Origin of the sequence: Pseudomonas allokribbensis, assembly GCF_014863605.1 — a bacterium.
Taxonomy (GTDB): Bacteria; Pseudomonadota; Gammaproteobacteria; order Pseudomonadales; family Pseudomonadaceae; genus Aquipseudomonas; species Aquipseudomonas allokribbensis.
The window spans coordinates 947,641-972,886 of sequence record NZ_CP062252.1; the positions used below are offsets into that span (position 1 = coordinate 947,641).

The following is a 25,246-nucleotide window of genomic DNA, read 5'->3' on the forward strand; positions in this document are numbered from 1 at the left end:
TCCTGATTTCCTCCGTGCTCTGATTTTTCGTCTTCAATGGATCAAGATCACATCAACTGACCGTTTGGAGGAGGCCACACATGTCTGTTGCAACCCTGGGAGTCCAGGGCCGCTGTGCCCATTGTCAGACCACGCTGCTGCTCAAACCCTGGCAACTGAATGCCATTGCGATCAATGAACCGTTCACCTGTGCCCACTGCCAGAAAAGCCTGGAGCTGCGCTGCCCGAAACAGATCAGACGCTTCAGATCCCTCGATTCGCTGGGCTGGTTGCGCTTCAGTGCATCGTTGACGGTGTGCACCGCGTTGCTGGTGGCGCTGGTGATGGAATGGATCGGGCTGCTCAACGTGACGGAACAGTTGAATGCCTCTTTGATCGTGATTTTCGTGTACTTCGCACTGATGCGCCTGGTTCACCACCGCCAACACATGACCCTGACGCTCGACGCCGTCAGGTCCCTCGACGACTGACTACCAGCCGAACACTTCGCAGCCGTTGGCAGTGCTGGCCTCGGCGAGTTGTTCTGCAGTGACGTTCATCAACCCGGCAAGTGCCGTGCAGATGGCCGGCAAATGCGCTGGTGTATTGCGCACGCCGGGGTACATGGCGGGCGCCATGTCCGGTGAGTCGGTTTCCAGCACCACCGAACCCAGTGGCAAGTCGGCCAGCACCCGATGCATGCGCAAGGCCTGGGGCCAGGTGGGTGCGCCACCGAGGCCGAGTTTGAACCCCAACTTGATGTACTCCCGCGCTTCTTCACGACTGCCGGCGAAGGCATGGATGATGCCCCCGCGCTTGAGCTTGAAGCGCTTGAGCGTGGCAATCACTGCCGCATGACTGCGCCGCACGTGGATCAGCGCGGGTAACTCGAAATCCGCCGCCAGTTGCAGTTGCGCGTCGAACAGCGCTTGCTGGCGTTCGCGGTCGAGGGTTTCGATGAAGTAATCCAGCCCTATTTCGCCGACGGCGCACAGTTGCCGATGACCGTGCAGCCGTGTCAGCCAATCGCCCAGTACAAGCAAATCTTCTGGCCGATGCTGATCGAGATAGACCGGGTGCAAGCCGAAAGCCGCGTACAACTCGGGATCGCTTTGCACCAGATCCCACACCCGCTGCCAGTTGCCCTCATACACCCCCAGCACCACCATCCGCCGCACCCCGAGGGCACGGCTTTCAGCCAGCAACGCCGCACGGTCGGCGTCGAAGTCGGGAAAGTCCAGGTGGGTGTGGCTGTCGATCAGCTCCACGGCTCAGCCCCGATGAATACGCTGCTTGAAGGTACGAGCGATGGCCTGTACGCCAGGCTGGTAATCCGCTTGCTCGACCGCCGCCAGCGCCAGTGCCAGCGCCTTGTCGGCGATCAACTGGTGCTGCTGGGCCATGGCGTTGACCGGCAGCGGCAGGAAGTCCAGCAACTGAGTGTCGCCAAACGTGCCAAGACGCAGCGGGCGGTTCTTGAGCGGGAAGTCATGCAGCGCATCGAACACACCCTGCAACAGCACGTAGGACGTGGTCACCAGTGCATCGGGCAAATGCCCGAGGCGTTGCAGGAGTTCTTCCATCAATTGCTTGCCGCACTCGCGGCTGAAGGACTCGGCGTGCTCGATCAGCACTTCGCCTTTGAAGCCCGTGAGAGCCTGTTTGAAGCCGGCGGCGCGTTCCTGGCTGATGCTCAGTTCCGGGCGGGCGCCCAGCAGCACGATCTGTTTCGGTTGCGGGTCGAGCAGGCTTTCGGTGAGGTGCAGGCTGGCCTCGCGGTCGTCACTGACCACCGAGCAGAAGTGCTCGGGGTCCATCACTCGGTCGATGGCGATGACCGGCAAACCCTTGGCCTGCAACTGGCGATAACTGTCATCACCGGCCGGCAGGCAACTGGCAACGATCAACGCATCGCAGCGCCGGGCGCGGAACAGTTGCAGCAGTTGCCGTTCGCTGTCCGGCGCATCGTCGGAACTGGCGATCAGCAACTGATAGCCCCGCGCCCGGGCGCCTTGTTCCAGCAGCTTGGCGATCCGCGCGTAACTGGGGTTTTCCAGGTCCGGCAGGATGAAACCCAGGGTCCGGGTGTGCCGACTGCGCAGCCCGGCCGCCTGGGGATTGGGGGTAAAGCCGTGCTGATCGACCACCGCCCGCACCCGCTCGACGGTCGCGGTGCTGATGCGTTGCTGTTCGGCCTTGCCGTTGATGACGTAGCTGGCGGTGGTCACGGACACTCCGGCCAACCGCGCGATATCACTGAGTTTCAACCCGGGATTTCCTTGTTTTTTCGAGCTTGCCGCCACATTTTCGCCAATCCTACCCGATTCAGGCAGACGACCATTGTCGCAGCGCATCCGACAAGTTGGACTTCAAGGATGAGACATTATCGAGTAACGTGCCGATCAATCTAGATTAAACGTTTCAGCAAGCGTATTTTCTACGTTTTAGACGCCTTTGGCCGGTGCTGCCGTGAAACCGCCAAAACTGCCTCCTGAAAGGGAAGCGCACAAGCGCCTAAGCTGGAACCATTCAAAACAATACCTGGCGCCACCTGACGCCAAAAAGGAGAACGCATGCTCGAGCTCACTATAGAGCAGATATCCATGGGCCAATCGGCTGTGGATAAACCCGCTGCCCTGCAATTGCTGGCCGATCATCTGGTGGCTGATGGTCTGGTCGCCGACGGTTACCTTGCCGGTTTGCAGGCGCGGGAAGCCCAGGGCTCGACCTTTCTCGGCCAAGGCATTGCGATCCCGCATGGCACGCCCGAAACCCGCGATCAGGTGTTTGCCACCGGCGTGCGGCTGATGCAGTTTCCCGACGGCGTGGATTGGGGCGACGGCCAGATCGTCTATCTGGCCATCGGTATCGCCGCCAAATCCGACGAACACCTGCGCCTGCTGCAATTGCTGACCCGCGCCCTCGGCGAGACCGATCTGGGCCAGGCCCTGCGCCGCGCCAGTTCGCCCGAAGCGCTGCTGAAACTGTTGCAAGGCGCGCCACAGGAACTGGCGCTGGATGCGCAGATGATCGGCCTCGGGGTCTCCGCCGACGATTTCGAAGAACTGGTCTGGCGCGGTGCACGTCTGCTGCGTCAGGCCGATTGTGTGAGCAACGGTTTTGCCGGCGTGCTGCAGCAAGTCGAAGCGCTGCCGCTGGGTGATGGCCTGTGGTGGCTGCACAGCGAGCAGACCGTGAAGCGTCCGGGCCTGGCCTTCGTCACTCCGGACAAACCGATGCGTTACCTCGGTCAGCCGCTCAGCGGTCTGTTTTGTCTGGCCAGCCTCGGCGAAGCGCATCAGGCGTTGCTCGAGCGTTTGTGCGCGTTGCTGATCGAAGGTCGTGGCCATGAACTGGGCCGCGCCACCAGCAGCCGCAAAGTCCTCGAAGTGCTCGGCGGCGAGTTGCCGGCCGACTGGCCAAGTGCGCGAATTGCGCTGGCCAACGCCCATGGCCTGCATGCGCGGCCGGCGAAGATCCTCGCGCAACTGGCGAAGAGTTTTGACGGTGAGATTCGCATCCGCATCGTCGACGGCCAGGACAGCGCCGTGTCGGTGAAAAGCCTGAGCAAACTGCTGAGCCTCGGCGCCCGTCGCGGCCAGGTGCTGGAAATCATCGCCGAGCCGAGCATCGCCGCCGACGCCTTGCCGGCCTTGCTGGCGGCCATCGAAGAAGGCCTCGGCGAAGAAGTCGAACCGTTGCCGGCCGTGAGCCAACAACGTGAAGTGATCGCCGACATCGCCGAAGTCTTGAGCGCCCCGACCTCCGGCAGCCTGCTGCAAGCGATTCCTGCTGCCCCCGGCATTGCCATCGGCCCGGCGCACATTCAGGTCCAGCAAACCATCGATTACCCGTTGCGCGGTGAGTCCGCCACCATTGAGCGCGAGCGTCTGAAAAATGCCCTGGCCGACGTGCGTCAGGACATCCAGGGCCTGATTGAGCGCAGCAAGGCCAAGGCAATCCGCGAGATTTTCATCACCCACCAGGAAATGCTCGACGACCCGGAGCTCACCGACGAAGTCGACACCCGCCTCAAGCAAGGCGAAAGCGCCGAAGCAGCCTGGATGGCGGTGATCGAGGCCGCCGCGAAACAACAGGAAGCGTTGCAGGACGCTTTGCTCGCCGAACGTGCCGCCGACCTGCGCGACATCGGTCGTCGAGTGCTGGCGCAACTGTGCGGCGTGCAGACGCCCGCCGAGCCTGAGCAGCCGTACATTCTCGTGATGGATGAGGTCGGCCCGTCCGACGTCGCGCGTCTGGATCCGGCGCGGGTCGCGGGGATTCTTACCGCCCGTGGTGGCGCCACCGCTCACAGCGCCATCGTGGCGCGCGCGCTGGGGATTCCGGCGCTGGTCGGTGCGGGCGCTGCGGTATTGCTGCTGAAACCGGGCACGCCGTTGCTGCTCGATGGCCAGCGCGGTCGCCTGCATGTGGATGCCGATGCCGCGACCCTGCAACGCGCCAGCGAAGAACGCGACACCCGCGAACAACGCCTGAAGGCCGCCGCCGAACAACGCCATCAACCGGCGCACACCACCGACGGCCACGCCGTGGAAGTGTTCGCCAACATCGGCGAAAGCGCCGGTGTCACCAGCGCGGTGGAGCAGGGCGCCGAAGGCATCGGTCTGTTGCGCACCGAGCTGATTTTCATGGCCCACCCGCAGGCGCCGGACGAGGCGACTCAGGAAGCCGAATACCGCCGCGTCCTCGACGGCCTCGCCGGTCGGCCGCTGGTGGTACGCACTCTCGACGTCGGCGGCGATAAACCGTTGCCGTATTGGTCGATTGCCAAGGAAGAAAATCCGTTCCTCGGCGTACGCGGCATTCGCCTGACCTTGCAGCGTCCGCAGATCATGGAAGCGCAGTTGCGCGCCTTGCTGCGCTCGGCGGATAACCGCCCGCTGCGGATCATGTTCCCGATGGTCGGCAGCGTCGACGAGTGGCGTCAGGCCCGCGACATGACCGAGCGGCTGCGCCTGGAAATCCCGGTCGCCGACCTGCAACTGGGGATCATGATCGAAGTGCCGTCCGCCGCGTTGCTGGCGCCAGTGCTGGCCAAAGAAGTCGATTTCTTCAGCGTCGGCACCAACGACCTGACGCAATACACCCTGGCCATCGATCGCGGTCATCCGACCCTGTCCGCCCAGGCTGACGGCCTGCACCCGGCGGTGCTGCAACTGATCGACATCACCGTGCGCGCGGCCCATGCCCACGGCAAATGGGTCGGCGTCTGTGGCGAACTGGCGGCGGACCCGCTGGCGGTGCCGGTGCTGGTCGGCCTCGGTGTGGATGAACTGAGCGTGTCCGGGCGCAGCATCGCCGAGGTCAAGGCGCGCATCCGCGAACTCAGCCTGACCCAGACTCAAACCCTTGCTCAACAAGCCCTGGCCGTGGGCAGCGCCAACGAAGTGCGCGCATTAGTGGAGGCCCTGTAATGGCCAAGATTCTCACCCTGACCCTCAACCCGGCGCTGGACCTCACGGTGCAGTTGCCGCGTCTGGAAGCCGGTCAGGTCAATCGCAGCGACGAAATGCACACTCACGCCGCCGGCAAGGGCGTCAACGTCGCGCAAGTGCTGGCCGACCTCGGTCATCAACTGACGGTCAGCGGCTTTCTCGGCGAAGACAATCTGCAGGCGTTCGAAACCCTGTTCGCCAAGCGTGGTTTTGTCGACGCCTTCATCCGCGTGCCGGGCGAGACCCGCAGCAACATCAAGGTCGCGGAACAGGACGGACGCATCACCGACATCAACGGCCCGGGCCCGGTGGTCGGCGTGGTGGCGCAACAGGCGTTGCTGGAGCGTCTGGTGCAGATTGCACCGGGGCATGACGCGGTGGTGGTCGCCGGCAGTCTGCCGCGCGGGGTCAGTGCGAAGTGGTTGCGTGAGTTGATCGAGCGCCTGAAGGGCCTGGGCCTGAAAGTCGCGCTGGACACCAGCGGCGAAGCGTTGCGCACGGCACTCAAGGCTGGCCCGTGGCTGATCAAACCGAATACCGAAGAGCTGGCGGATGCGCTGGGCTGTGAAGTGGTGTCGCACGCGTCTCAGGCCGAAGCCTCCAATCGGCTGCACGCTCAAGGCATCGAGCATGTGGTGATTTCCCACGGTGCCGAGGGTGTGAACTGGTTCAGTGTCGGCTCGGCGTTGCACGCCACGCCGCCGAAGGTCAGCGTCGCCAGTACGGTCGGTGCCGGCGATTCGTTGCTGGCCGGCATGCTGCACGGTCTGCTCAGCGCCGATACGCCGGAGCAAACCCTGCGCACGGCCACGGCGATTGCGGCGCAGGCGGTGACCCAGATCGGATTCGGTATTCACGATGCTGCGCAACTGACGCAGCTCGAACAGGGCGTGCGCGTGCGTCCCCTGACAGAACAATAAGAGGGTTTGTCATGAAGTTAGCCATTGTCACGGCCTGCCCGAACGGCATGGTCACCAGTGTGCTGTGCGCCCGGTTGCTGGATGCTGCGGCCCAGCGTCAGGGCTGGAGCACCAGCGTCGAAGTGGTGGATGCGGCGCATCCGGAACGCGAATTGTCGGCGGCGACGATCGAGGCGGCGGAGTGGGTGTTGCTGGTGACCACCGGATCGGTCGACATGACCCGATTCGTCGGCAAACGGGTCTACAGGATTGCCCCGGCGCAAGCGCTGCAGGATGTCGAAGCGGTGCTGCGTCGCGGTGCCGAAGAAGCCGAAATTCATGTTGCCAGCGAAGTTGCACCGACGGCCGCTGAGCAACGCGCACCTCGCATCGTCGCTGTCACCGCGTGCCCGACCGGCGTCGCCCACACCTTCATGGCTGCCGAAGCTTTGCAGCAGACGGCCAAGCGCCTGGGCTATGAGTTTCAAGTGGAAACCCAGGGTTCGGTCGGCGCGCGAAATCCACTGAGCGCGACGGCAATTGCCGAGGCCGACGTGGTGCTGCTGGCGGCGGATATCGAAGTCGCCACCGAGCGTTTCGCCGGCAAGAAAATCTACCGCTGTGGCACCGGAATCGCGTTGAAGCAATCCGAAGCCACACTGAAAAAGGCCCTGGCCGAAGGCAAGCAGGAAAGCGCCGCGAGCGACGGCAAGGCCCCGGCCAAACAAGAAAAAACCGGCGTCTACAAACACCTGCTGACCGGTGTGTCGTTCATGCTGCCAATGGTGGTGGCGGGCGGCTTGATGATCGCGTTGTCGTTCGTGTTCGGCATCACCGCGTTCAAGGAAGAAGGCACGCTGGCGGCGGCGCTGATGCAGATCGGTGGCGAGACCGCGTTCAAATTGATGGTGCCGTTGCTGGCCGGTTACATCGCCTACTCGATTGCTGACCGTCCGGGTCTGGCGCCGGGGATGATCGGCGGTTTGCTGGCGAGCACCCTGGGCGCCGGATTCATCGGCGGGATCGTCGCCGGTTTCATCGCTGGTTATGCGGCGAAGCTGATCAGTCGTTATGTGGCGTTGCCGCAGAGTCTGGAAGCGCTGAAACCGATTCTGATCATCCCGCTGTTCGCCAGTCTGATCACCGGGCTGGTGATGATTTACGTGGTCGGCAAACCGGTGGCCGGGATGCTCGCGGCGCTGACGCATTTCCTCGACAGCATGGGTACCACCAACGCGATCCTGCTCGGTGTGCTGCTGGGCGGCATGATGTGCGTCGACCTCGGCGGGCCGATCAACAAGGCCGCCTATGCGTTCTCGGTGGGGCTGCTGGCCTCGCAGAGTTATGCTCCGATGGCCGCGACCATGGCCGCGGGCATGGTGCCGCCGATCGGTCTGGGCATCGCCACGTTCATCGCCCGACGCAAGTTCGCCCAGACCGAGCGCGAGGCGGGTAAAGCGGCGCTGGTGCTGGGCTTGTGCTTCATTTCCGAAGGGGCGATTCCGTTTGCCGCGAAAGACCCGTTGCGGGTGATCCCGGCGAGCATTGCCGGCGGTGCGCTGACCGGTGCGCTGTCGATGTACTTCGGCTGCAAGCTGATGGCGCCGCACGGTGGCCTGTTTGTGCTGGCGATCCCGAATGCGATCAACCATGCGTTGCTGTATCTGCTGGCAATCGTTGCGGGCAGCCTGCTGACGGCGGTGGTGTATGCGTTGGTCAAGCGGTCGGAAGCCGTCGAGCTGGCGCTGGAGCCCGCCAACGCCTGAGGTGTCATACCCGCTTCATCTGGTGATGGTTAAGTTTTCCTTTTTTCAGGGAGAACAGCATGAGCGATTTCAACCTCGGTCGCCGGCGCGTGATGCAAGTGGTCGGCGCCGGTTTGCTGATGCCAGGGCTGGCACCGGCCGTGATCGCCTCGGTCAAGGATCGACCGCAACTCACCGACGGCGTGCAGTCCGGCGACTTGCAGGGCGATCGGGCGATGATCTGGAGCCGCAGCGATCGTCCGGCGCGGATGGTGGTGGAGTGGGACACCCGCAGTCAGTTCCGCCATCCGCGACGCGTCATCTCCGCGTTGGCCGACGCGCGCAGCGATTTCACCGCCCGCGTCGAACTCACCGGATTGCCCGCCGATCAGGCGATTTTCTACCGCGTGTATTTCAAGGACGCCCAGACGGGTGTTGCCAGCGAACCGTGGCTCGGCCACCTGCGCAGTGCACCGACCGCACGGCGCAATATCCGCTTCGTGTGGAGCGGCGACACCGTCGGCCAGGGCTTCGGCATCAACCCCGATATCGGTGGCATGCGCATCTACGAATCCATGCGCATGCGCCTGCCGGACTTCTTTATCCACAGCGGCGACACGATCTACGCCGACGGCCCGGTGCCGGCGCAACTGACCACTGAGGGTGGCCGGATCTGGCGCAACCTCACCACAGAAGCCAAGAGCAAGGTCGCCCAGACCCTCGACGACTATCGCGGCAATTACCGCTACAACCTGATGGACGAAAACATCCGCCGCTTCAACGCCGAAGTGCCGCAGATCTGGCAATGGGATGACCATGAAGTGGTCAATAACTGGTCGCCGGGCAAACAACTCGACGAGCGCTATCAGGAAAAAGATATCCACACCCTGGTCGGCCGTGCGCGTCAGGCCTGGCTCGAATATTCGCCGATGCGCCGTCAGGCAGCGGACGGTGGCGGGCGGATCTATCGCAAGCTGAGCTACGGGCCGATGCTCGATGTGTTCGTGCTCGACATGCGCAGTTATCGCGGCGCCAACGACGACAATCTCGGGGCGGAAAAACCGTTCCTCGGGCGCGAGCAATTGAACTGGCTCAAGCGTGGGCTGAAGTCGTCGAAAGCCCAGTGGAAAGTCATCGCCGCCGACATGCCGATCGGCCTTGGCGTGCCCGATGGTGAAGTCAGCCCCGGCGTGCCGCGTTGGGAAGCGGTGGCCAACGGCGACCCCGGCCCGGCTCAGGGACGCGAACTGGAAATCGCCGAACTGCTGGGCTTTCTGCGGGCGCAGCAGGTGCGCAATTTCGTGTTCCTGACGGCGGACGTGCATTACTGTGCGGCGCATCACTATCACCCGGATCGCGCAGCGTTCCAGGATTTCGAACCGTTCTGGGAGTTTGTCGCAGGGCCTCTGAACGCCGGGAGTTTCGGGCCCAATCCGCTGGACAAGACCTTCGGCCCGGAAGTGGTGTTTCAGAAAGCACCGCCGACGCAAAACGCTTCACCGTTTGCCGGGTTTCAGTTTTTTGGCGAGGTGAACATCGAGGGGCAGAGCGGGGAGTTGAGTGTGGTGTTGCGGGATCTGGATGGGGTGGCGGTGTTTGAGCAGAAGCTGCAGCCAGTCTAAATGCAGTGAACCTGTGGGAGCAGGCTTGCTCCCACAGGAATGCAGGTGAATCAGTAAACGTCGCGGCGATAACGACCCTGTTCGATCAGGCGTTCGACTTCGGCGGCCCCCAGCACTTCATTCAGCACTTGATCCACGCCCGAAGCCATTCCCTGCAAGCTGCCGCAGATGTAGATCACGGCACCGTCCGCCAGCCATTTCTTCAGCTCGGCAGCCGACTCGCGCAAGCGATCCTGTACGTAAATCTTCTCGGCTTGATCCCGCGAGAACGCCAGGTCCAGTCGCGCCAGATCACCGTTGATCAGCCACTCCTCCAGCTCTGCACGACAGAGGAAATCGTGTTCCCGGTTGCGCTCGCCGAACAGCAGCCAGTGGCGTTGCTGCCCGTCGGCAATCCGCGCCTTGAGCAAGCTGCGCAGGCCGGCAAGGCCGGTGCCGTTGCCCAGCAAGATCATCGGCACCGGCTGGTTCGGCAGATGGAAGCCGCTGTTGCGGCGTACCCGCAGACTGATACTGCCGCCTACCTGCGCATGTTCGGTCAGCCATCCGGAACCGATGCCGAGGGTGCCGTCAGAATGCTGTTCCTGACGCACGATCAATTCCAGCACGCCGTCGGCAGCAATCGAGGCGATCGAGTATTCGCGCATCGCCAGCGGCACCATCGCATCGACCAGCGCCTGGGCATGCAGGCCCACCAGATGGGCGCGGTGTTCGGGCAACTGGCGGGTGGCGAGGGCGACTTCCAGCGATTCTTCCAGGCCGTTGACCTTCACGCAGGTTTCGCCACGAATGCCGAGGCCGTCGAGGAAATGTTCGATGGCCCACGGGCAATTGCGTGGCAACACTTCCACCAGATCGCCAGCGAGCCAGCTGCTGGTGTCAGGCGCCGAGAGACCCAGCAGGAAAACCGGTGAACCGCTGCTGTCAGGGTTCATCAGTTCGCGGCGTTCCAGCGTCCAGTTGCTGTAGCTCGGTGCCTGCCAGGTGTCGACCGGTGCTTGCCCGGTGATCAGGCCGAGCTGGGTCTGCCAGTGACGCAGTGCGTAAGGATCACCATTGTCGACCTCCACCGGAGCGAACAGCGTCTTGCCGCCATGCTCGCCCAGCCATTGGTGCAGGCGTCGGGCGAAACCGCAGAAGTGCTGATACTGACGGTCGCCGAGACCGAGTACGGCGTAATTGAGGCTGTCGAGGGTCGAGGCGCTGTTCAGCACTTTGCGCTCGAAACCGCGAGCGCTGTCCGGTGCTTCGCCGTCGCCGAAGGTGCTGACCACGAACAGCGCATTGTTGGATTCCTGCAGATCCTGCTCGCTGACATTCGCCAGCGGCTGCACCTTCACCGGCAATCCTGCTGCCTGCAACTGGCCGGCGGTCTGCCACGCCAGTTGCTCGGCAAAACCGCTCTGGCTGGCGAAACCGATCAACCATGCCGGGGTGTCACCGGTCGGTTGCTCGAGGCCTTGGCGGGCATCTTTGATCTGCTTTTTCTTGCGGCGGCGATCGAGGTACAACAGCCATCCGGTGATAAAGAACAGCGGCATCAGCACCGCTGCGACTGTCACGATGATTCGCCCGACCAGACCGAAATAGCTGCCGACGTGCAGCGCGTAAATGCTGGTCAGCAATTGCGCCTTGAAGCTTTTGTCGGCGTAGCGGTCGACGCGTTTGACGACGCCGGTGGCCGGGTCGAGGGTGATCTGGTTCAGCGCGCGCTCGTGGGGCGAGCTGTCGAGCAGATAGAACACGGTCGCCGGTTGGCCGGCCACAGGCGGCATTCGGATGTTGTAGGAGGCGAGGCCTGGACCTGCGGAGCTGTAGATGCTGACCCACATTGCGGCGTAATCGGCAGTCGGCGCCGGACCTTCGGGTGCCGGGCCGCGTCCACCGCGCACGCGTTCGTTTTGCGGCGCATCGGAAAGCAGTCTGGTCAGGCCTTTGTTGTACCACTCGTAGGACCAGGACAGACCGGTCAGCGCCAGCAGCAGGTAAACCAGCATGCACCAGGTGCCGAACACCGAGTGCAGGTCCCAGTTGAAGCTGCGGCCCTTTTTCTTCCAGTCCAGGGTCAGCCACACGCGCCAGCTGTTCCACTGACGCGGCCAGCGCAGGTACAGGCCGGACAGGCAGAAGAACAGCAGCATCAGGGTGCAGGCGCCGGTGATGTTGCGACCGGTGTCGCCCATGGCGAGGAACCGGTGCAGTTGCAGCATCAGGCCGAAGAAGTCCTGGCCGGTGGCCTCGCCCTTGAACTCGGCGGTGTAGGGATCGAAGTAGCGCATCTCGCCACGACGCTCACCTTTCGGCGGGGTGAACCAGACGCGTCCGGCGGTGCCGCTTTCGGTTTCGACCGAGAGCATCGAGACTTTCTTGCCCGAGGCCGCTTCGATGTGCGCCACCAGGTCGGCGGGCGGCAGGACGCCGGCCACCTGCTTCTCCACCTGCAACACGGATGGGTTGAGGGCTTTCAGGATCTCGTCCTGAAACGAATAGGCAGCGCCGGTGATGCCCATCAGGGCCAGCACCAGCCCGGCAGTGATGCCAAAAAACCAGTGCAACTGGAACAGGGTTTTCTTCAACACGTCGCTTGCCTTGTCCGTTCGGAAATTGTGTTCACGGCGAGCATTATGCCGTGGCTTATCGAGAAACGTTCTTTATTACGCACAAAAGCCCCGTTCAAGTGAATGAACGGGGCCCGAGGCTTCCGGCTTCTATCAGAAGTGGAAGTTGGTGCTCAGCAATGCCGTACGGCCCGCCGCCTGGTTGGCGAAGTGAGTCGAGAAGGCTTTGTCGTAGTAGGTTTCGTTGGTCAGGTTCTGCACGTTCAGTTGCAGGTCGACGTTCTTGGTCAGCTTGTACGCAGCCATCGCGTCGTAGCGAACGTAGGAATCGACCATGGTGGTGTTGGCCACGCTGCCGAACACGTCATCCACGTAGAACGCACCGCCACCGATGGTCAGCTTCGGCGTGACCTGGTAAGTGGTCCACAGGCTGGCGCTGTTTTTCGGCGTGTTAGGCAGTTCGTTGCCGTCGGTGGCACGGTTCAGCGGGCCGCCATCCACTTGCTCGCTGTCCATGTAGGCGTAACCGGCGAACACTTGCCACTTGTCGGTGATCTTGCCGCTGGCCGACAGCTCGATACCTTGTACACGAGTCTTGCCGGCGTTTTCGTACGACGTGGTATCAACCTGGACACGCGCGTTTTCTTTCTCGGTGCGGAAGATGTCGGCGGTCAGCGACAGGCGATCGTTCAACAGATCCCACTTGGTGCCGATTTCGTAGTTCTTGGTGGTTTCCGGCTCCATGTCGCTCTTGAGCAGGTTGCCGTTGCGATCGGTGGTGCCGCCCAGCGGGTTGCCGTCCATGCCTTCGCCCAGGGTGTTGCCCGGTGGCGTGGCGGAAGTGGCGTAGGACGCGTAGATGCTGCCGTTCTCTGCCGGTTTGTAGACGATGCCGAACTGACCGGTGACGAACTCGCTGGTGTCTGCACCTTTGGCGGTGGTGGTGCCAGCGTTGTTGTAGGTGTGGTAGCCGGTTTCGAAGTGGTCGTAACGCAGGCCCATGTTCACCAGCCATTGCTGGGACAGTTCCAGGGTGTCGAACACATACAGCGCGTAAGTATCGGACTGGGTGTCAGTGCCGGCGTAGTTGCGCGAAATGGCGCCGTTCCACGGATCGTTCGGGTTCGGGTTCGACAGCGAGGTGCAGTTGTAGCCGCTCGACGCGCCGATCATCGACGGGGTGCAGTTGGTGCTGGACGGCACGTTGGTGGTGCGCGGCGTGGTATCGGTGTTGACGTTGTAAGAGGACTTGCGGCTTTCCTCACGGGTGTATTCGACACCGGTGGAGAAGCTGTTCTTGAAGCCTGCAACGTAGAAGTTACCGAACAGGTCAGTCTGGTTGGTGGTGGTCTCGGTGTTGCTCACTCGAGTGTTCGCACGACGCCAGACGCTGCCGTTGTTGACGTTGCCCTTGCTGTCGTCCGGCTGGGTCAGGATGTAATCCTGCATGCTGGTGCCGTGACGCAGAGTGTTCTTGATGGTCAGCGAGTCATTCAGGTCATGCTCGATGGCGAACGTCGCGGTGTCGGTACGACCCTTGCGGAAGTCGCGACCGTCCAGACCGTAGAAGTTGCTGTGATCGCCGCCCGAGTACGGCTTGTCCGGATTGGACTTGGTACGTGCCGCCGAGCCGGCAGCCGGAATGGTGTACGGGATGCCCGAGTCCGGCGTGTCGTTGCTTTCGAGATGGTAGTAGTCGAGGTTGACGCGAGTATCGGTGCCCAGGCCGAAGGCCAGGGATGGCGCGATGCCCCAGCGGTCGTAGTCGACGCTGTCGCGACCGGCGACGTTGCTCTCGTGGCTCATCAGGTTCAGACGGCCGGCTGCGGTGTCGCTGAACTGGTAGTTGCCGTCCAGGGTGTAGCGCTGGGTCTGGTCGGAACCCCAGGTGAAACCACCGTCGAACGAGTTGCCCAGGTGCGCTTTCTTGCTCACCAGGTTGATGCTGCCGCCCGCCGCGCCGCGACCGCCAATGGCGGAGTTCGGGCCCTTGCTGACTTCGATGTTTTCCACGGCGAAGATCTCGCGGCTCTGCGAACCGGTGTCGCGCACGCCGTCGAGGTAGGTGTCGCCCTGGGCGTCGAAACCACGGATGAACGGACGGTCGCCCTGCGGGTTGCCACCTTCACCGGCACCGAAAGTGATGCCCGGTACGGTGCGCAGCGCGTCCTGCATGTTCAGGGCGCCGGTGTCCTTCAGGACTTGTTGCGGAATAACGGTGACCGAGCGCGGCGTATCGACCAGCGGCGCGGTGTACTTGGGCGAGGAGGCTTTCTCGACCTGGTAGGACGTCGAGTCCTGGGCTTCGCCGGTGATGGCGGTGGCGTCCAGGGCGATGGCATTGCCGGAGGCTTTGCTGTCGGTCTTTTCAGCGGCGAACACCATGTGGCCAGCGGAGCCGGCGGTGATTGCCACGCCGATGGCGGAAGCGAGCAGACGTGGTGAACTGACCGGTAATTGTGCTTGTTGACGTGCCATTTTTATTCCCCTCCCCAAGGATTTGAGGCGGCGGAATATAGGGTAAACAGGTATTCGTATCAATTGCGAAACATTGCTATCCGCACTGAATTTACATTCTTTACAATTTAACCTTACGGTTTTTGCCAGTTCATTCGTCTAGCGGGTTTTACACAGCCAATAAGAATCAATACCATTGCCGCCTCTTTGCCATCAGGTGACTTCGACATGCTGCTGCACATCCCCGCTCTGTTCGAGAAAGACGAAGTGCGGCGCATCCGCGAGGCTCTGGAGCAGGCCGACTGGGCCGATGGCAAGATCACCGCCGGCTATCAATCGGCCAAGGCCAAGCACAATCTGCAACTGCCCGAAGGCCATCCGCTGGCCAAGGAAATCGGCGCCGCGATGCTTGAGCGCCTGTGGAAAAATCCGCTGTTCATGTCCGCCGCGCTGCCGCACAAGGTATTTCCGCCGTTACTCAACTGCTACACGGCGGGTGGCAGTTTCGATTTCCACATCGACAACGCCGTGCGCCAGCCCAAGGGCAGCATCGAGCGGGTACGCACCGATCTGTCGGCCACGCTGTTTTTCAGCGAACCCGAGGACTACGACGGCGGCGAGCTGGAAATCCAGGACACCTTCGGCACCCAGCGCGTGAAACTGCCCGCCGGCGACATGGTGCTTTACCCCGGCACCAGCCTGCATAAAGTCAACGCGGTGACTCGTGGCGCTCGGTATGCCTCGTTCTTCTGGACCCAAAGCCTGGTGCGCGAGGACAGCCAACGCGCCTTGCTGTTCGAGATGGACGGAGCGATCCAGCAACTCACGCAAGACATGCCCGATCACCCTTCGCTGATCCGCCTCACCGGCACCTATCACAACCTGTTGCGCCGTTGGGTCGAGGTCTGAGTGGCGGACTTTCGGTTACGTCGCGAAGAGGTCCTCGACGGTGAACGCCTCACCGCCATGCTCGAAGAAAGCCCGGCTCGCGCGGCTCAGGCGATTCTGATGGCGGCAGGTGAGGGCGTGCTCGAAGCGCAGGCGCTGCTCGGGCAGATTCTGCTTGATGGTCATGGGATTGCTCAGGATCAACCGCTGGCATTGCGCTGGTTTGAAATTGCCGCCGGGCAAGGTCATCTAATGGCGCGCAACATGCTCGGCCGCTGTCATGAACACGGGTGGGGTTGTGTGGCCGACGCCGAGCGCGCTGCGCGCCATTACCAAACAGCCGCCGACGCGGGGCTGGATTGGGCGATGTACAACCTGGCAAACCTGCACGCCACCGGGCGTGGAATACCCGAGAACCACGCGCTGGCCCTCGCCTTGTACCGCCGTGCTGCCGAGTCGGGGCATGCCAAGTCGATGAACCTGCTGGGCCGGTATCTGGAAGAGGGACGTCAATGCCCGCAAGATCTGCCAACGGCCCGCGACTGGTATCGCCGTGCGGCCGAGGGCGGCGATTTTCGTGGACAGTTCAGTCACGCCGCGATACTTGCCGATGACGGGCGCATCGATGAGGCACTCGGCTGGCTGCGCAAGGCGCTGGACGGGGGCAGCGTGAATTTCCTGCGAGTCGCCAGTGAGTCTTTGATGAATGCTCAGTACTCGCAAATACGCGCAATGTCCGACGCTTATAAGTTGCGGCTGGCAGAACTAGTTGCTTTGTAGTTATTTATTTTGCAGTTGATTGATTTAATCAAGTTGATCGGATTGTTGTTCGGTGCTTGCGCGGGTGAGTGGTTTGTTTGTCTTGATTGCTAATATTTAAGTGCTTGTTGATTATTGTCTTGCTGTCCTAAGGTTGTTTTGCGATGTCGGCGCTCAAGTTGGAATGAGTCGCTCGATGATGTCGTATATCTAAAACGACTTTTATTAAATATCCGAAGAAGACAAGGAGTCTCTTATGGAATTCAAGATGGACAGCAAGATTGCCGAGGTCGCCGCAAAGGCGCCTCGGGTGTTTGTAAGTGCTTCGCTCGGCGAGAGTGAAGAATACAATCGGGAAACCGGTATTCAATTAACCAAAGAACAGATTGTCAGCCTGCGCAAGTATGAAGTGCTGGGGTTGTCGCTTCCCGTTCGGCTGGCGGATGTCGTTGCCTATCTAAACTATGGCGCCGGGGATGCAGGGGGCGTTGGTCTCAAGGCAGCAGACTTTCTGCGGACATTCACCTACACCTATGACCATGCGAAACGCTGGTCGCCGTTGCGTGAAAAAATCATGCTCACCGGGACTGATCTGAAGATTTTTGCCGGCAGCATTATTCGTACGGGTGAAGGAATCGTAGAGATCTACGAAGACCTGAAAGCCTCCAGGTATCTGGAGGAATACGATATCAATACGCCGGAAGAGTATCTGGAGTTGAAACGCACGATTCCGGGTCTTCCAGACCTGGGTTTGCCGTCCGGTGATGTGCCAGAAATCAAGGTCTACCTCAATGACATGCTGGCCAAAGTCATGCAATGCCACGCGAAGGCCGAGTATGTCAGATCAGAGCTCGACAGTTTTGGCGCTGACATGCGCGAGATCGTGCTGCCGGAGATCAGGCTGCGACTGGAGTTCGTGTCGCGCAATACCTATCAGGCAGACATCCAGGCCCTGCAGGACGAAATCGACCAGCGCTCGAAAGAAATCGATGAGCTGAACAAACAATATGATCAGTTGGTTCAGGAAGCGATCAGGTCAGCAGCGACACTGAATATCGGTGGTTTGATTCTCGGCATCTATCAGGGCGTCAAGGCTGAAAAAATCCGCAAGGAGCGAAACAGGTTGAAGGCAGAGCAACAGGCTTCCAACCAGGTAATGGCCAGCAAAAACCAGACGCTGAGTTCCCTGAACAAAGTGCGCGATGATTTACAGAACCTGAGTTATGTAGCGATTGAAGCTGAAGTCGCCACGCAAAACCTGATGCTGGTCTGGAATGCACTGAGTACTTATATCACTGCATCTGTCAAAGAAGTTGATCTGCTTGAGGAAGCCACTTCCCTGAGGAAATTCAAAAATCAGATTCTCGGCATTATTGATCCGTGGGAGCAGATCAAGGTGAGTTCCGATCAGCTGTTGGATGTCTTCGCTGCGGCAGATAAAGAATATGGAAACCGCTTTACAGTATTCGGGAGTAAAACAACTATGTTGTCGCCAAATAATCATCCAGCCGTTTCGGATTTTGACATCGTTGCTTTGCGTTCCTGCGCTGCAGCTGTTCAAACAAGCAATGTCACTGCACAAATGCTGGGTGAGCAATTCAATTATCTGCCGGGTACCGTCCGCACAATGAATGGGCTGACGGTGGCTATCCAGAAAGCTACATTCGAACTTCGTAATCAGGCCCAGACTACGGGGATCAATCTGGAGCGTGCGCAGAACAAGCTGGAAATATCTCAGGCCGAACTTCTCGAATATCCGGAAGACGCGGATGAAATCCGCGAGGAAATGGAAAGCGAACTCAAGAATGTATCGATGAAAATCTCCGAGCACACAGGTGACTTGAAGATGACGCACAGCAGCTTGAGTGCCGCCTATGACCGATCGGCTTCGGCGCAATGGATCGTGACGCTGCAGCAGGACCGGGCTTTCACGGAGGCACTGAAGGTCAAATCGGAAGAAAAAGTCGTCGATTTCGAAAAGCAGATGAAAGCGGTATCTGAAGCGCTCGAGCTGATCGCGAAAGCCGGTGTGGAGAAAATCGGTCAGGAAGCCCAACTGACACTGGATAACCTGAAAGCACTGGGGCTGGCACCACCGCAGGTTCAAGTCGCGTTGTTCGCCATTGATACCTTGAAAAAAATGATCGCGGGTATCGGTGAGGCCATTTCCTATCTGAACATGCTGGCGGGTTACAACCAGATCAAGGATAAGGCGGCTGATCTGAGGGCGCAGTTGAAGAAGCACGTCAACGAGATCGCCCAGATCGATGGAAAGATTCAACTGGTGCAAGTCCTCGACCAACTGGACGAAGAGCGTTGGAGTTACGTGAATGAGTTCTCGAATCTGGTGGCCGTATTCGAGTCTTTCGCCCGAGACTTCAAACAGGACAAGTCGCAGCCTGCCGAGCAACGGACGGCTGCCGCACTCACCCGGATTGCCGACGTCAGGCAGTATCTGAAAACGCTTCAGCAGTAAGGAGTCGAGGCGGTGGGTGTCGTGCCCACCGTCTCCCGATCAGTCATGAATACACTTGCCTATGAGTTCTGCGCAGCACAACGGCGGACACTGGACCGATATACCAATTTCCTGGTTTCTCTTCACCCTACCTTCAACAACATTCCTTTGGTGTTTGAGCGCCGCAGAGCCAGCGGTCATCAACTGGCCGTACTGGACAACGATTCGCGTTTGAACAATGCCAGCTTCAATGCGCGCTACTTGCAGGAGTTCTGGCAATGCACCGAAGACGCTCGGCGCCTGTGCAGCACTTATGTTGCGGATCTCGCCCTGTTCACTGCTGAAACTCAGGAAATCATCAAAAACACTTCAAGGAACGAGCCCCTCAGTCAGGTGGATTTCAAGTTGTACAGTTTATCCAGGTCGCCAACCTGGAAGTTGTTTCCCCCCACCGATGTGCCGGACCTTGTTCACGAACTGGCACTTCGGTTTTCCTCGTTGAGGGCGGCGATACGCCAACTGAAATACACCATCGCTGAGGTGCATGACGAGTCGTTCGGGCTTAAGTCGGTGTTCATCAGGGCGATGGATCATCGCTCGTGCCAGTGTCATACCCAACCAACAGTGGTCGAGGAGTTGTTTCGCGAAGCGCGTACAGCACCAGTCTGGGACTTCGCTTGGTCGTCAGCTGATCCGCTCGTAAAAGCCGCAGAGTACAAAACCGATATCGCCGCGTTGTTTAACGGACTGGCTTCCGTGAGTTTGCAACTCAGCGTGTTTCTCGAAGAGACCGGCTTGCGCATCGATACTGTGTTCAATGAGTTGTTGAGAGCTGAACGTGTATCGAAACTCGGGGAGTTGAATTTCCAGCTCGCCGCCTCGAAGGAGGGCGCTGAAGAGTTCATGGCGATGATCAATCACCTAGAGACTTGGCTGCGCAAATAAAAAAGGCCCATGCATGCATGGGCCTTTTCAGTTGAAGCGTCGCTTACACGTAGAACGATTTCAGCGGCGGGAAGCCGTTGAACTCTACGGCGCTGTAACTGGTGGTGTACGCACCGGTCGACAGCCAGTACAGGCGATCACCGATCGCCAGGTTCAGCGGCAGGCCGTACTTGTAGTTTTCGTACATGATGTCGGCGCTGTCGCAGGTCGGGCCGGCGATCACGACTTCTTCCATCTCGCCTTTCTTCTCGGTCCAGATCGGGAACTTGATCGCTTCGTCCATGGTTTCGATCAGGCCGGAGAATTTGCCCACATCGGTATAAACCCAGCGCTCGACGGCGGTGCGGGATTTACGTGCAACCAGTACCACTTCGCTGACCAGGATACCGGCGTTGGCGATCAGCGAACGGCCCGGCTCCAGAATGATTTCCGGCAGGTCATCACCGAAGTCTTCCTTCAAGAAGCGGATGATCTCTTCGGCATAGGTTTCCAGGCTGTTGGTGCGGGTGATGTAGTTGGCCGGGAAGCCGCCACCCATGTTGATCAGCTTCAGGTGGATGCCGTCTTCTTCCTTCAGGCGCTCGAAGATCACTTTGACCTTGGCGATCGCCGCGTCCCAGACGCTGATGTCGCGCTGTTGCGAGCCGACGTGGAACGAGATGCCGTAAGGCACCAGGCCCAGGTCGCGGGCGAGGATCAGCAGGTCCATGGCCATGTCGGTCTGGCAGCCGAATTTGCGCGACAGTGGCCAGTCAGCCGTGGTCGAGCCTTCGGTCAGGATGCGCACGTAGATTTTCGAGCCCGGCGCAGCCTTGGCGATGTTGCGCAGGTCGGCTTCGGAGTCGGTGGAGAACAGACGCACGCCCTTCTCGTAGAAGTAGCGGATGTCCTTGGATTTCTTGATGGTGTTGCCGTAGCTGATGCGGTCCGGGCTGACGCCACGGCCCAGCACTTTGTCCAGCTCATAGATCGAGGCGATGTCGAAGCTCGAACCTTTCTCTTTGAGCAGGTCGATGATCTCGACGGCCGGGTTGGCCTTGACCGCGTAGTAGACCTTGGCGAATTCGAAACCGGCGCGCAGGTCATCGTAGGCCTGGGCGATCATCGCGGTGTCGATCACCACGAACGGGGTTTCCTGTTTGTCGGCGAACGCCTTCATTTTGTCAAAAGTGGCGCGCGCGAAATAGTCTTCGACCTGGATCGACATGCTGGGAGCTCCTATGGGCAAACTCGTAAAAACAATGGGTGCAAATGAACGCCCTCCGTATCCCCACTTTGGTTCGCCTACTTCCCAAGGCATGTCGCCGAAAGCAAAAAGGCCATGGGTCGCTGCCCTTGGCCTTGCTGTCTCGTCGTCAGTACTTGAGCCGGATGGATCGTTTCCAGCATGGACGTTCGGCGCGAACTTTAGGGCGTGAGGGGCCTGAGATCAACTAAAAATGTCGCGTTTTTGCACGCTTCTGACGTGCGTCGCGGATATCACTCTTTGTAGCCGACCGAGATGACGGTCAGATGTTCCGCAATAATTTTCAGGTGTTAAAAATACCTGCACGTTCGAAGCTGATGCGCGCCAAGTCGCAGATAAGTGCGATCACTTCAACATCGGCGACGTTGGCGGCGAGAAGGGCAGGTGAGGGGGAAGTTGCTGGTTGAGACTGATAAAACCGGCCGGGTTCGGCCCTCTGATGTGTTGATATTTCTTGCCGGCTCATCGTCGGCAAAAAAATCCCGGCTTTCAGGATCCGGCGGTCGAAAAAAAGGGCTGTCGAACAGCCCTTTTGTTTTTGATCAGGCCACCGCCTCGGCTGGCGAGACGATATTGGTCTTCATTCCGCGTGATCGGCCCGAACTCAGGTACGCCGCAATCGACTCCTGGGTGACCTCGCCAAGGAACACCCGCTCGGCATCCATCACCGGCAGCCACGCCCGATTGAACTCGTACATCCGTGACAACAGGATGCGTAAATGCTCGTCGTATGCAGCCGTGGCGTTGAACTCGCGCAGGAACTGCGCGCAGGTGCCGGTCTGGCGGTGCAAGTCGCGACGTCGTACATACCCCAGTGCCTTGTTTTCGGCACAGGTGACCACCACATAGCGACGGTCATGTTCGTCCATCAATTCCAGCGCATCGGCCACCGGGGTTTCCGGGCTGACCGATGGCGCGTTGTCCGCGGCATCTTCGGCCTTCACCAGCAGCAGGCGTTTGAGCGTGCTGTCCTGGCCGACGAAGTTGCTGACGAAGTCGTCTGCCGGATGGGCGAGCAGTGTGTCTGGGTGGTCGATCTGCAACAACTTGCCGGCGCGGAAGATCGCGATCTTGTCGCCGAGCTTGATCGCTTCATCGATGTCGTGGCTGACCATGATCACGGTCTTGTTCAGCGCGCGCTGCATTTCGAAGAACTCGTTCTGGATCATCTCGCGGTTGATCGGGTCGACTGCGCCGAACGGTTCATCCATCAGCAACAGCGGTGCATCCGCTGCCAGTGCACGGATCACGCCGATCCGTTGCTGCTGGCCGCCGGACAATTCGCGTGGATAACGATGCAGATATTGCTTGGGCTCAAGCTTGATCATGCTCATCAGTTCGCGGGCGCGGTCGTGGCATTTCTGTTTGTCCCAGCCGAGCAGTTTCGGCACCACCACAATGTTCTCTTCGATGGTCATGTTCGGGAACAGACCGATCTGCTGGATCACGTAGCCGATGTTGCGACGCAGGGTCACTTCGTCGAGGTCGGTGGTGTCTTCGCCGTTGATCAGGATCTTGCCGGAGGTCGGCTTGATCAGGCGGTTGATCATTTTCAGCGTGGTGCTTTTGCCGCAACCCGATGGCCCGAGGAATACGCAGATTTCGCCTTCATTGACGGTCAGGCTCACCGAGTCCACGGCTTTCACATCTTTGCCGTTGCTTTGGAAGGTCTTGCTGAGGTTTTGAAGTTCGATCATTTGAGTAATCCTTTTGGAGTCAAAGAGCGTTGCAGCCACTGCAAAAACAGGTCGGCGAAGATCGCCAGGAGACTGACCAGCAGCGCGCCGACGATCAGCATCGACATGTCGCTGCGGCTGATGGAGGCGAGGATCAACACGCCAAGACCGCCGGCGCCGATGGTTGCGGCGATGGTCATCACGCCGATGTTCATCACCACGGCGGTGCGCACGCCGGCAAGGATCACCGGCACTGCAATCGGCAACTCGACCATGCGCAGGCGCTGGCCGAAGGTCATGCCGATGCCGCGTGCGGCTTCGCGAATGCCCGGCTCGACACCGGTCAGGGCGAGGTAGGTGTTGCGCATGATCGGCAGCAGTGAATAAAGGAACACGGCGGTGATCGCCGGCATCGGGCCAAGGCCTTGGCCGAATTTGGAGTAGAACGGCAGCAGCAGGCCGAACAACGCAATCGACGGCACGGTCAGCAGCACCGTGGCGCTGGCCTGCAAGGGACCGGCGAGGCTCGGGAAACGCGTCATCAGAATGCCCAGCGGTACGCCGATGAGAATCGCCAGGCTGACGGCGATGCCGACCAGGGTGATGTGTTGCCAGGTCAGGTGCATCACCTGCTGCCAGTCGAGGTGGGAAAAGGCGTTCAGGAATTCCATGACTTTTCCTCCTTTAGTTCAGTGGGTGCTGGCGCAGGAAATCTGCAGCGACTTTTGACGGGCTCTCGTGATCGACATCGACCCGCGCATTGAGCTGACGCATGGTTTCGTCGTCGAACAATTCGGCCAGCGGCTTGAGTTGCTCCGCCAGTTGCGGGTGGGCGTCGAGGTAGGCCTGACGCACCACCGGGGCGGCGGTGTAGTCCGGGAAATAATGCTTGTCGTCTTCCAACAGCTTCAGCCCGAACGCGTTGAGGCGACCGTCAGTGGTGTAGACCAGACCGGCAAACACTTGCCCGTTGCGCAGTGCGGTGTAGACCAGCCCCGCGTCCATCTGCCGGATGTTCTGGCGGGTCAGGTTCATGTCGTACAGCTTGACCATGCCGTCCAGACCGTCCGAGCGGTTGGCGAACTCGGTGTCCAGCGCCACCAGATGATTGCGCTTGGCTTCGCTGCGCAGCACATCGTTCAGCTGACTGATATTGCTGATCTGCGGGTATTCCTCGGCCACTTTTTTCGGCAGGGCGAGGGCGTAGGTGTTGCTGAATTTCGACGGCGTCAGCCAGACCAGGCCTTTTTTCGCGTCGAGTTCTTTCACTCGGGCGTAGGACTGTTCGCTATCGAGCTTTTCGGTGACATGGTTGTAGGCCACCAGCGACACGCCGGTGTATTCCCAGAGCATGTCCAGTTGCCCGCTTTCGTGGGCGCTGCGGGCCAGGTTGCTGCCCAGACCACCGGTGATCTGCGCGTCGTAGCCTTTGCTGCGCAGGTATTGGGCGGTGATTTCCGCGAGCAGGGTTTGTTCGGTAAACACTCGGGCACCGAGGCGAATGAGCGGCTTTTCCGCCGCCTGGGCAAATCCTGCGAACAGCAGGGCGCAGCCTAGAATCAAGCTAAGTCGTTTCATGAATATTCCTTTGCCGAAGCCTTAAGACGGGCGCAAACCGCGTTCCAGCCAGAGACGGCTGGCGAGGGTGACCACGCCATCAAGCAGCAGGGCCAGCAGCGCGGTGCACGCGGCGCCGAGCAGCAGTTGCGGCTGATTGTTCAGGGCGATGCCGGGGAAAATCAGGCTGCCGAGGCTGTTGGCGCCGATCAGGAAGGCCAGCGGCGCAGTACCGACGTTGATCGCCAGCGCCACGCGCACACCGCCGATGATGATCGGCACGGCGTTGGGCAATTCGACCTGCCACAGCACCTGACGCGGGGTCATGCCGATGCCGACGGCGGCTTCTTTCAGCGAACCCTGGACGTTTTTCAGGCCTTCGTAGGTGTTGCGCACAATCGGCAAAAGAGAGGCGAGGAACAGGGCGAAGATCGCCGGTCCGCTGCCGATGCCGAGAACCCCCAGGGCAATCGCGAGTACGGCCAGTGGTGGCACGGTGTTACCGATGTTGAAGATCTGCATGAAGCGTTCGGCGCGGCCGACCATGGTCGGGCGGCTCAGGAAGATACCGGCGGGGATGCCCACGACAAGGGCGGCCAGCATTGAAGCGAGGACGAGAATCAGATGAGCTTGCAGGTAAAACAACAAATCGTCGCGGTAGTGTTCGATCGTGTTGATGCCGATCCAGTGGACCAGCAGGGCCAGGAGCGCGATCACCACCGCACCTCCCATCAGCCCTTTGCCATAGCGGATAGCCACAGGCGGACTCCTTTTTTATAGTCGGCGAACGCCGTCCCGAGTGGCATGCCATGCCTGGCTGCCGGGAAAATAACGTTCGCGAGAAGCAGCTCCCCCAGCACCGGCAACAGCGGTCTGAAAGCGAGCCATGAGCGCAGCCTCGTCAGGCTAACTTGCTGATTTTTCAGCCCCTGACGAAAAGTCGTAACAGGGGATGGACGTCTCCGTGCTTTAAAAGGTTCCCATCCACGGCAGCATTTGGCCAC

Annotated in this window: 18 protein-coding genes; 9 read left to right on the top strand and 9 right to left on the bottom strand. The window is 60.4% G+C overall.

Going from position 1 to position 25,246, the window contains the following annotated elements; genetic code table 11:
* Nucleotides 1–80: 80 nt before the first annotated feature.
* On the top strand, nt 81–470 hold the full coding sequence (locus tag IF199_RS04170; RefSeq protein WP_096818857.1) for a hypothetical protein: 390 nt from the start codon (nt 81–83) through the stop codon (nt 468–470).
* Here IF199_RS04170 and IF199_RS04175 read toward each other — a convergent pair whose 3' ends face one another.
* Together IF199_RS04175 and cra are read right to left on the bottom strand one after the other, a co-directional pair.
* Nucleotides 471–1,247: a TatD family hydrolase gene (locus IF199_RS04175; protein WP_192559756.1), complete on the bottom strand. Its 777-nt coding sequence runs from the start codon at nt 1,245–1,247 to the stop codon at nt 471–473.
* Nucleotides 1,248–1,250: 3 nt separating this feature from the next.
* Nucleotides 1,251–2,246, bottom strand: coding sequence for a catabolite repressor/activator (gene cra / locus IF199_RS04180; protein WP_192559757.1), 996 nt, complete (start codon nt 2,244–2,246; stop codon nt 1,251–1,253).
* A 306-nt stretch (nt 2,247–2,552) separates the two neighbouring features.
* On the opposite strand from cra, the gene ptsP reads away from it, so the two are divergent.
* Genes ptsP through IF199_RS04200 form a run of 4 tightly spaced genes read left to right on the top strand, consistent with a single transcriptional unit; the run spans nt 2,553 to nt 9,701 of the window.
* Nucleotides 2,553–5,414 (top strand): phosphoenolpyruvate--protein phosphotransferase, encoded by a 2,862-nt coding sequence (ptsP, locus tag IF199_RS04185; RefSeq protein WP_192559758.1) that lies wholly within the window; start codon nt 2,553–2,555, stop codon nt 5,412–5,414.
* Complete coding sequence (gene pfkB / locus IF199_RS04190) at nt 5,414–6,355, top strand: 1-phosphofructokinase (protein ID WP_192559759.1); 942 nt, start codon at nt 5,414–5,416, stop codon at nt 6,353–6,355. The genes ptsP and pfkB overlap by 1 nt, the downstream gene beginning before the upstream one ends.
* 11 nt (nt 6,356–6,366) lie before the next feature.
* Nucleotides 6,367–8,100, top strand: coding sequence for a PTS fructose-like transporter subunit IIB (locus tag IF199_RS04195; RefSeq protein WP_192559760.1), 1,734 nt, complete (start codon nt 6,367–6,369; stop codon nt 8,098–8,100).
* Between the two features lie 59 nt (nt 8,101–8,159).
* A complete protein-coding gene (locus IF199_RS04200; RefSeq protein WP_192559761.1) occupies nt 8,160–9,701 on the top strand; it encodes an alkaline phosphatase D family protein in 1,542 nt (513 codons plus the stop codon).
* Nucleotides 9,702–9,751: 50 nt separating this feature from the next.
* Here IF199_RS04200 and IF199_RS04205 read toward each other — a convergent pair whose 3' ends face one another.
* The gene (locus tag IF199_RS04205) at nt 9,752–12,280 is read right to left on the bottom strand and encodes a PepSY domain-containing protein (RefSeq protein WP_192559762.1); all 2,529 of its coding nucleotides are present in this window, start codon (nt 12,278–12,280) and stop codon (nt 9,752–9,754) included.
* Between the two features lie 132 nt (nt 12,281–12,412).
* Entirely contained in the window at nt 12,413–14,737 is a 2,325-nt protein-coding gene (locus tag IF199_RS04210) for a TonB-dependent receptor (RefSeq protein ID WP_102619411.1), read from the bottom strand.
* Between the two features lie 207 nt (nt 14,738–14,944).
* On the opposite strand from IF199_RS04210, the gene IF199_RS04215 reads away from it, so the two are divergent.
* From IF199_RS04215 to IF199_RS04230, 4 genes are all read left to right on the top strand, one after another.
* Nucleotides 14,945–15,625: a Fe2+-dependent dioxygenase gene (locus IF199_RS04215; RefSeq protein ID WP_085698411.1), complete on the top strand. Its 681-nt coding sequence runs from the start codon at nt 14,945–14,947 to the stop codon at nt 15,623–15,625.
* The gene (locus tag IF199_RS04220) at nt 15,626–16,384 is read left to right on the top strand and encodes a tetratricopeptide repeat protein (protein ID WP_244142440.1); all 759 of its coding nucleotides are present in this window, start codon (nt 15,626–15,628) and stop codon (nt 16,382–16,384) included.
* 235 nt (nt 16,385–16,619) lie between these two features.
* A complete protein-coding gene (locus IF199_RS04225; RefSeq protein ID WP_192559763.1) occupies nt 16,620–18,839 on the top strand; it encodes an alpha-xenorhabdolysin family binary toxin subunit A in 2,220 nt (739 codons plus the stop codon).
* A gap of 45 nt (nt 18,840–18,884) precedes the next feature.
* On the top strand, nt 18,885–19,763 hold the full coding sequence (locus IF199_RS04230; protein WP_244142441.1) for a hypothetical protein: 879 nt from the start codon (nt 18,885–18,887) through the stop codon (nt 19,761–19,763).
* 43 nt (nt 19,764–19,806) lie between these two features.
* Here the strand turns inward: IF199_RS04230 and IF199_RS04235 are convergent, their stop codons facing one another.
* The 5 genes from IF199_RS04235 to IF199_RS04255 form a co-directional block, all read right to left on the bottom strand.
* Nucleotides 19,807–20,970 (bottom strand): type III PLP-dependent enzyme, encoded by a 1,164-nt coding sequence (locus IF199_RS04235; protein WP_102619415.1) that lies wholly within the window; start codon nt 20,968–20,970, stop codon nt 19,807–19,809.
* A 581-nt stretch (nt 20,971–21,551) separates the two neighbouring features.
* Complete coding sequence (locus tag IF199_RS04240; RefSeq protein WP_085685646.1) at nt 21,552–22,706, bottom strand: osmoprotectant ABC transporter ATP-binding protein OsmV; 1,155 nt, start codon at nt 22,704–22,706, stop codon at nt 21,552–21,554.
* Nucleotides 22,703–23,356 carry an ABC transporter permease gene (locus IF199_RS04245; protein WP_085729571.1) on the bottom strand — a complete coding sequence of 218 codons (654 nt, stop codon included), beginning with the start codon at nt 23,354–23,356 and terminating at the stop codon, nt 22,703–22,705. Before IF199_RS04245 ends, IF199_RS04240 begins: the two co-directional genes overlap by 4 nt.
* A 13-nt stretch (nt 23,357–23,369) precedes the next feature.
* Nucleotides 23,370–24,263: a glycine betaine ABC transporter substrate-binding protein gene (locus IF199_RS04250; protein ID WP_192559765.1), complete on the bottom strand. Its 894-nt coding sequence runs from the start codon at nt 24,261–24,263 to the stop codon at nt 23,370–23,372.
* A gap of 21 nt (nt 24,264–24,284) precedes the next feature.
* Nucleotides 24,285–24,974 (bottom strand): ABC transporter permease, encoded by a 690-nt coding sequence (locus tag IF199_RS04255; RefSeq protein ID WP_192560906.1) that lies wholly within the window; start codon nt 24,972–24,974, stop codon nt 24,285–24,287.
* Nucleotides 24,975–25,246 lie beyond the last annotated feature (272 nt).

Coding starts and splice junctions, on each gene's coding strand:
- IF199_RS04235 (WP_102619415.1), bottom strand. CDS start 20,970: ATGTCGATCCAGGTCGAAGACTATTTCGCGCGCGCCACTTTTGACAAA.
- IF199_RS04225 (WP_192559763.1), top strand. CDS start 16,620: ATGGAATTCAAGATGGACAGCAAGATTGCCGAGGTCGCCGCAAAGGCG.
- IF199_RS04230 (WP_244142441.1), top strand. CDS start 18,885: ATGAATACACTTGCCTATGAGTTCTGCGCAGCACAACGGCGGACACTG.
- IF199_RS04255 (WP_192560906.1), bottom strand. CDS start 24,974: ATGGGAGGTGCGGTGGTGATCGCGCTCCTGGCCCTGCTGGTCCACTGG.
- IF199_RS04215 (WP_085698411.1), top strand. CDS start 14,945: ATGCTGCTGCACATCCCCGCTCTGTTCGAGAAAGACGAAGTGCGGCGC.
- IF199_RS04195 (WP_192559760.1), top strand. CDS start 6,367: ATGAAGTTAGCCATTGTCACGGCCTGCCCGAACGGCATGGTCACCAGT.
- IF199_RS04250 (WP_192559765.1), bottom strand. CDS start 24,263: ATGAAACGACTTAGCTTGATTCTAGGCTGCGCCCTGCTGTTCGCAGGA.
- IF199_RS04240 (WP_085685646.1), bottom strand. CDS start 22,706: ATGATCGAACTTCAAAACCTCAGCAAGACCTTCCAAAGCAACGGCAAA.
- IF199_RS04210 (WP_102619411.1), bottom strand. CDS start 14,737: ATGGCACGTCAACAAGCACAATTACCGGTCAGTTCACCACGTCTGCTC.
- IF199_RS04200 (WP_192559761.1), top strand. CDS start 8,160: ATGAGCGATTTCAACCTCGGTCGCCGGCGCGTGATGCAAGTGGTCGGC.
- pfkB (WP_192559759.1), top strand. CDS start 5,414: ATGGCCAAGATTCTCACCCTGACCCTCAACCCGGCGCTGGACCTCACG.
- ptsP (WP_192559758.1), top strand. CDS start 2,553: ATGCTCGAGCTCACTATAGAGCAGATATCCATGGGCCAATCGGCTGTG.
- IF199_RS04245 (WP_085729571.1), bottom strand. CDS start 23,356: ATGGAATTCCTGAACGCCTTTTCCCACCTCGACTGGCAGCAGGTGATG.
- IF199_RS04170 (WP_096818857.1), top strand. CDS start 81: ATGTCTGTTGCAACCCTGGGAGTCCAGGGCCGCTGTGCCCATTGTCAG.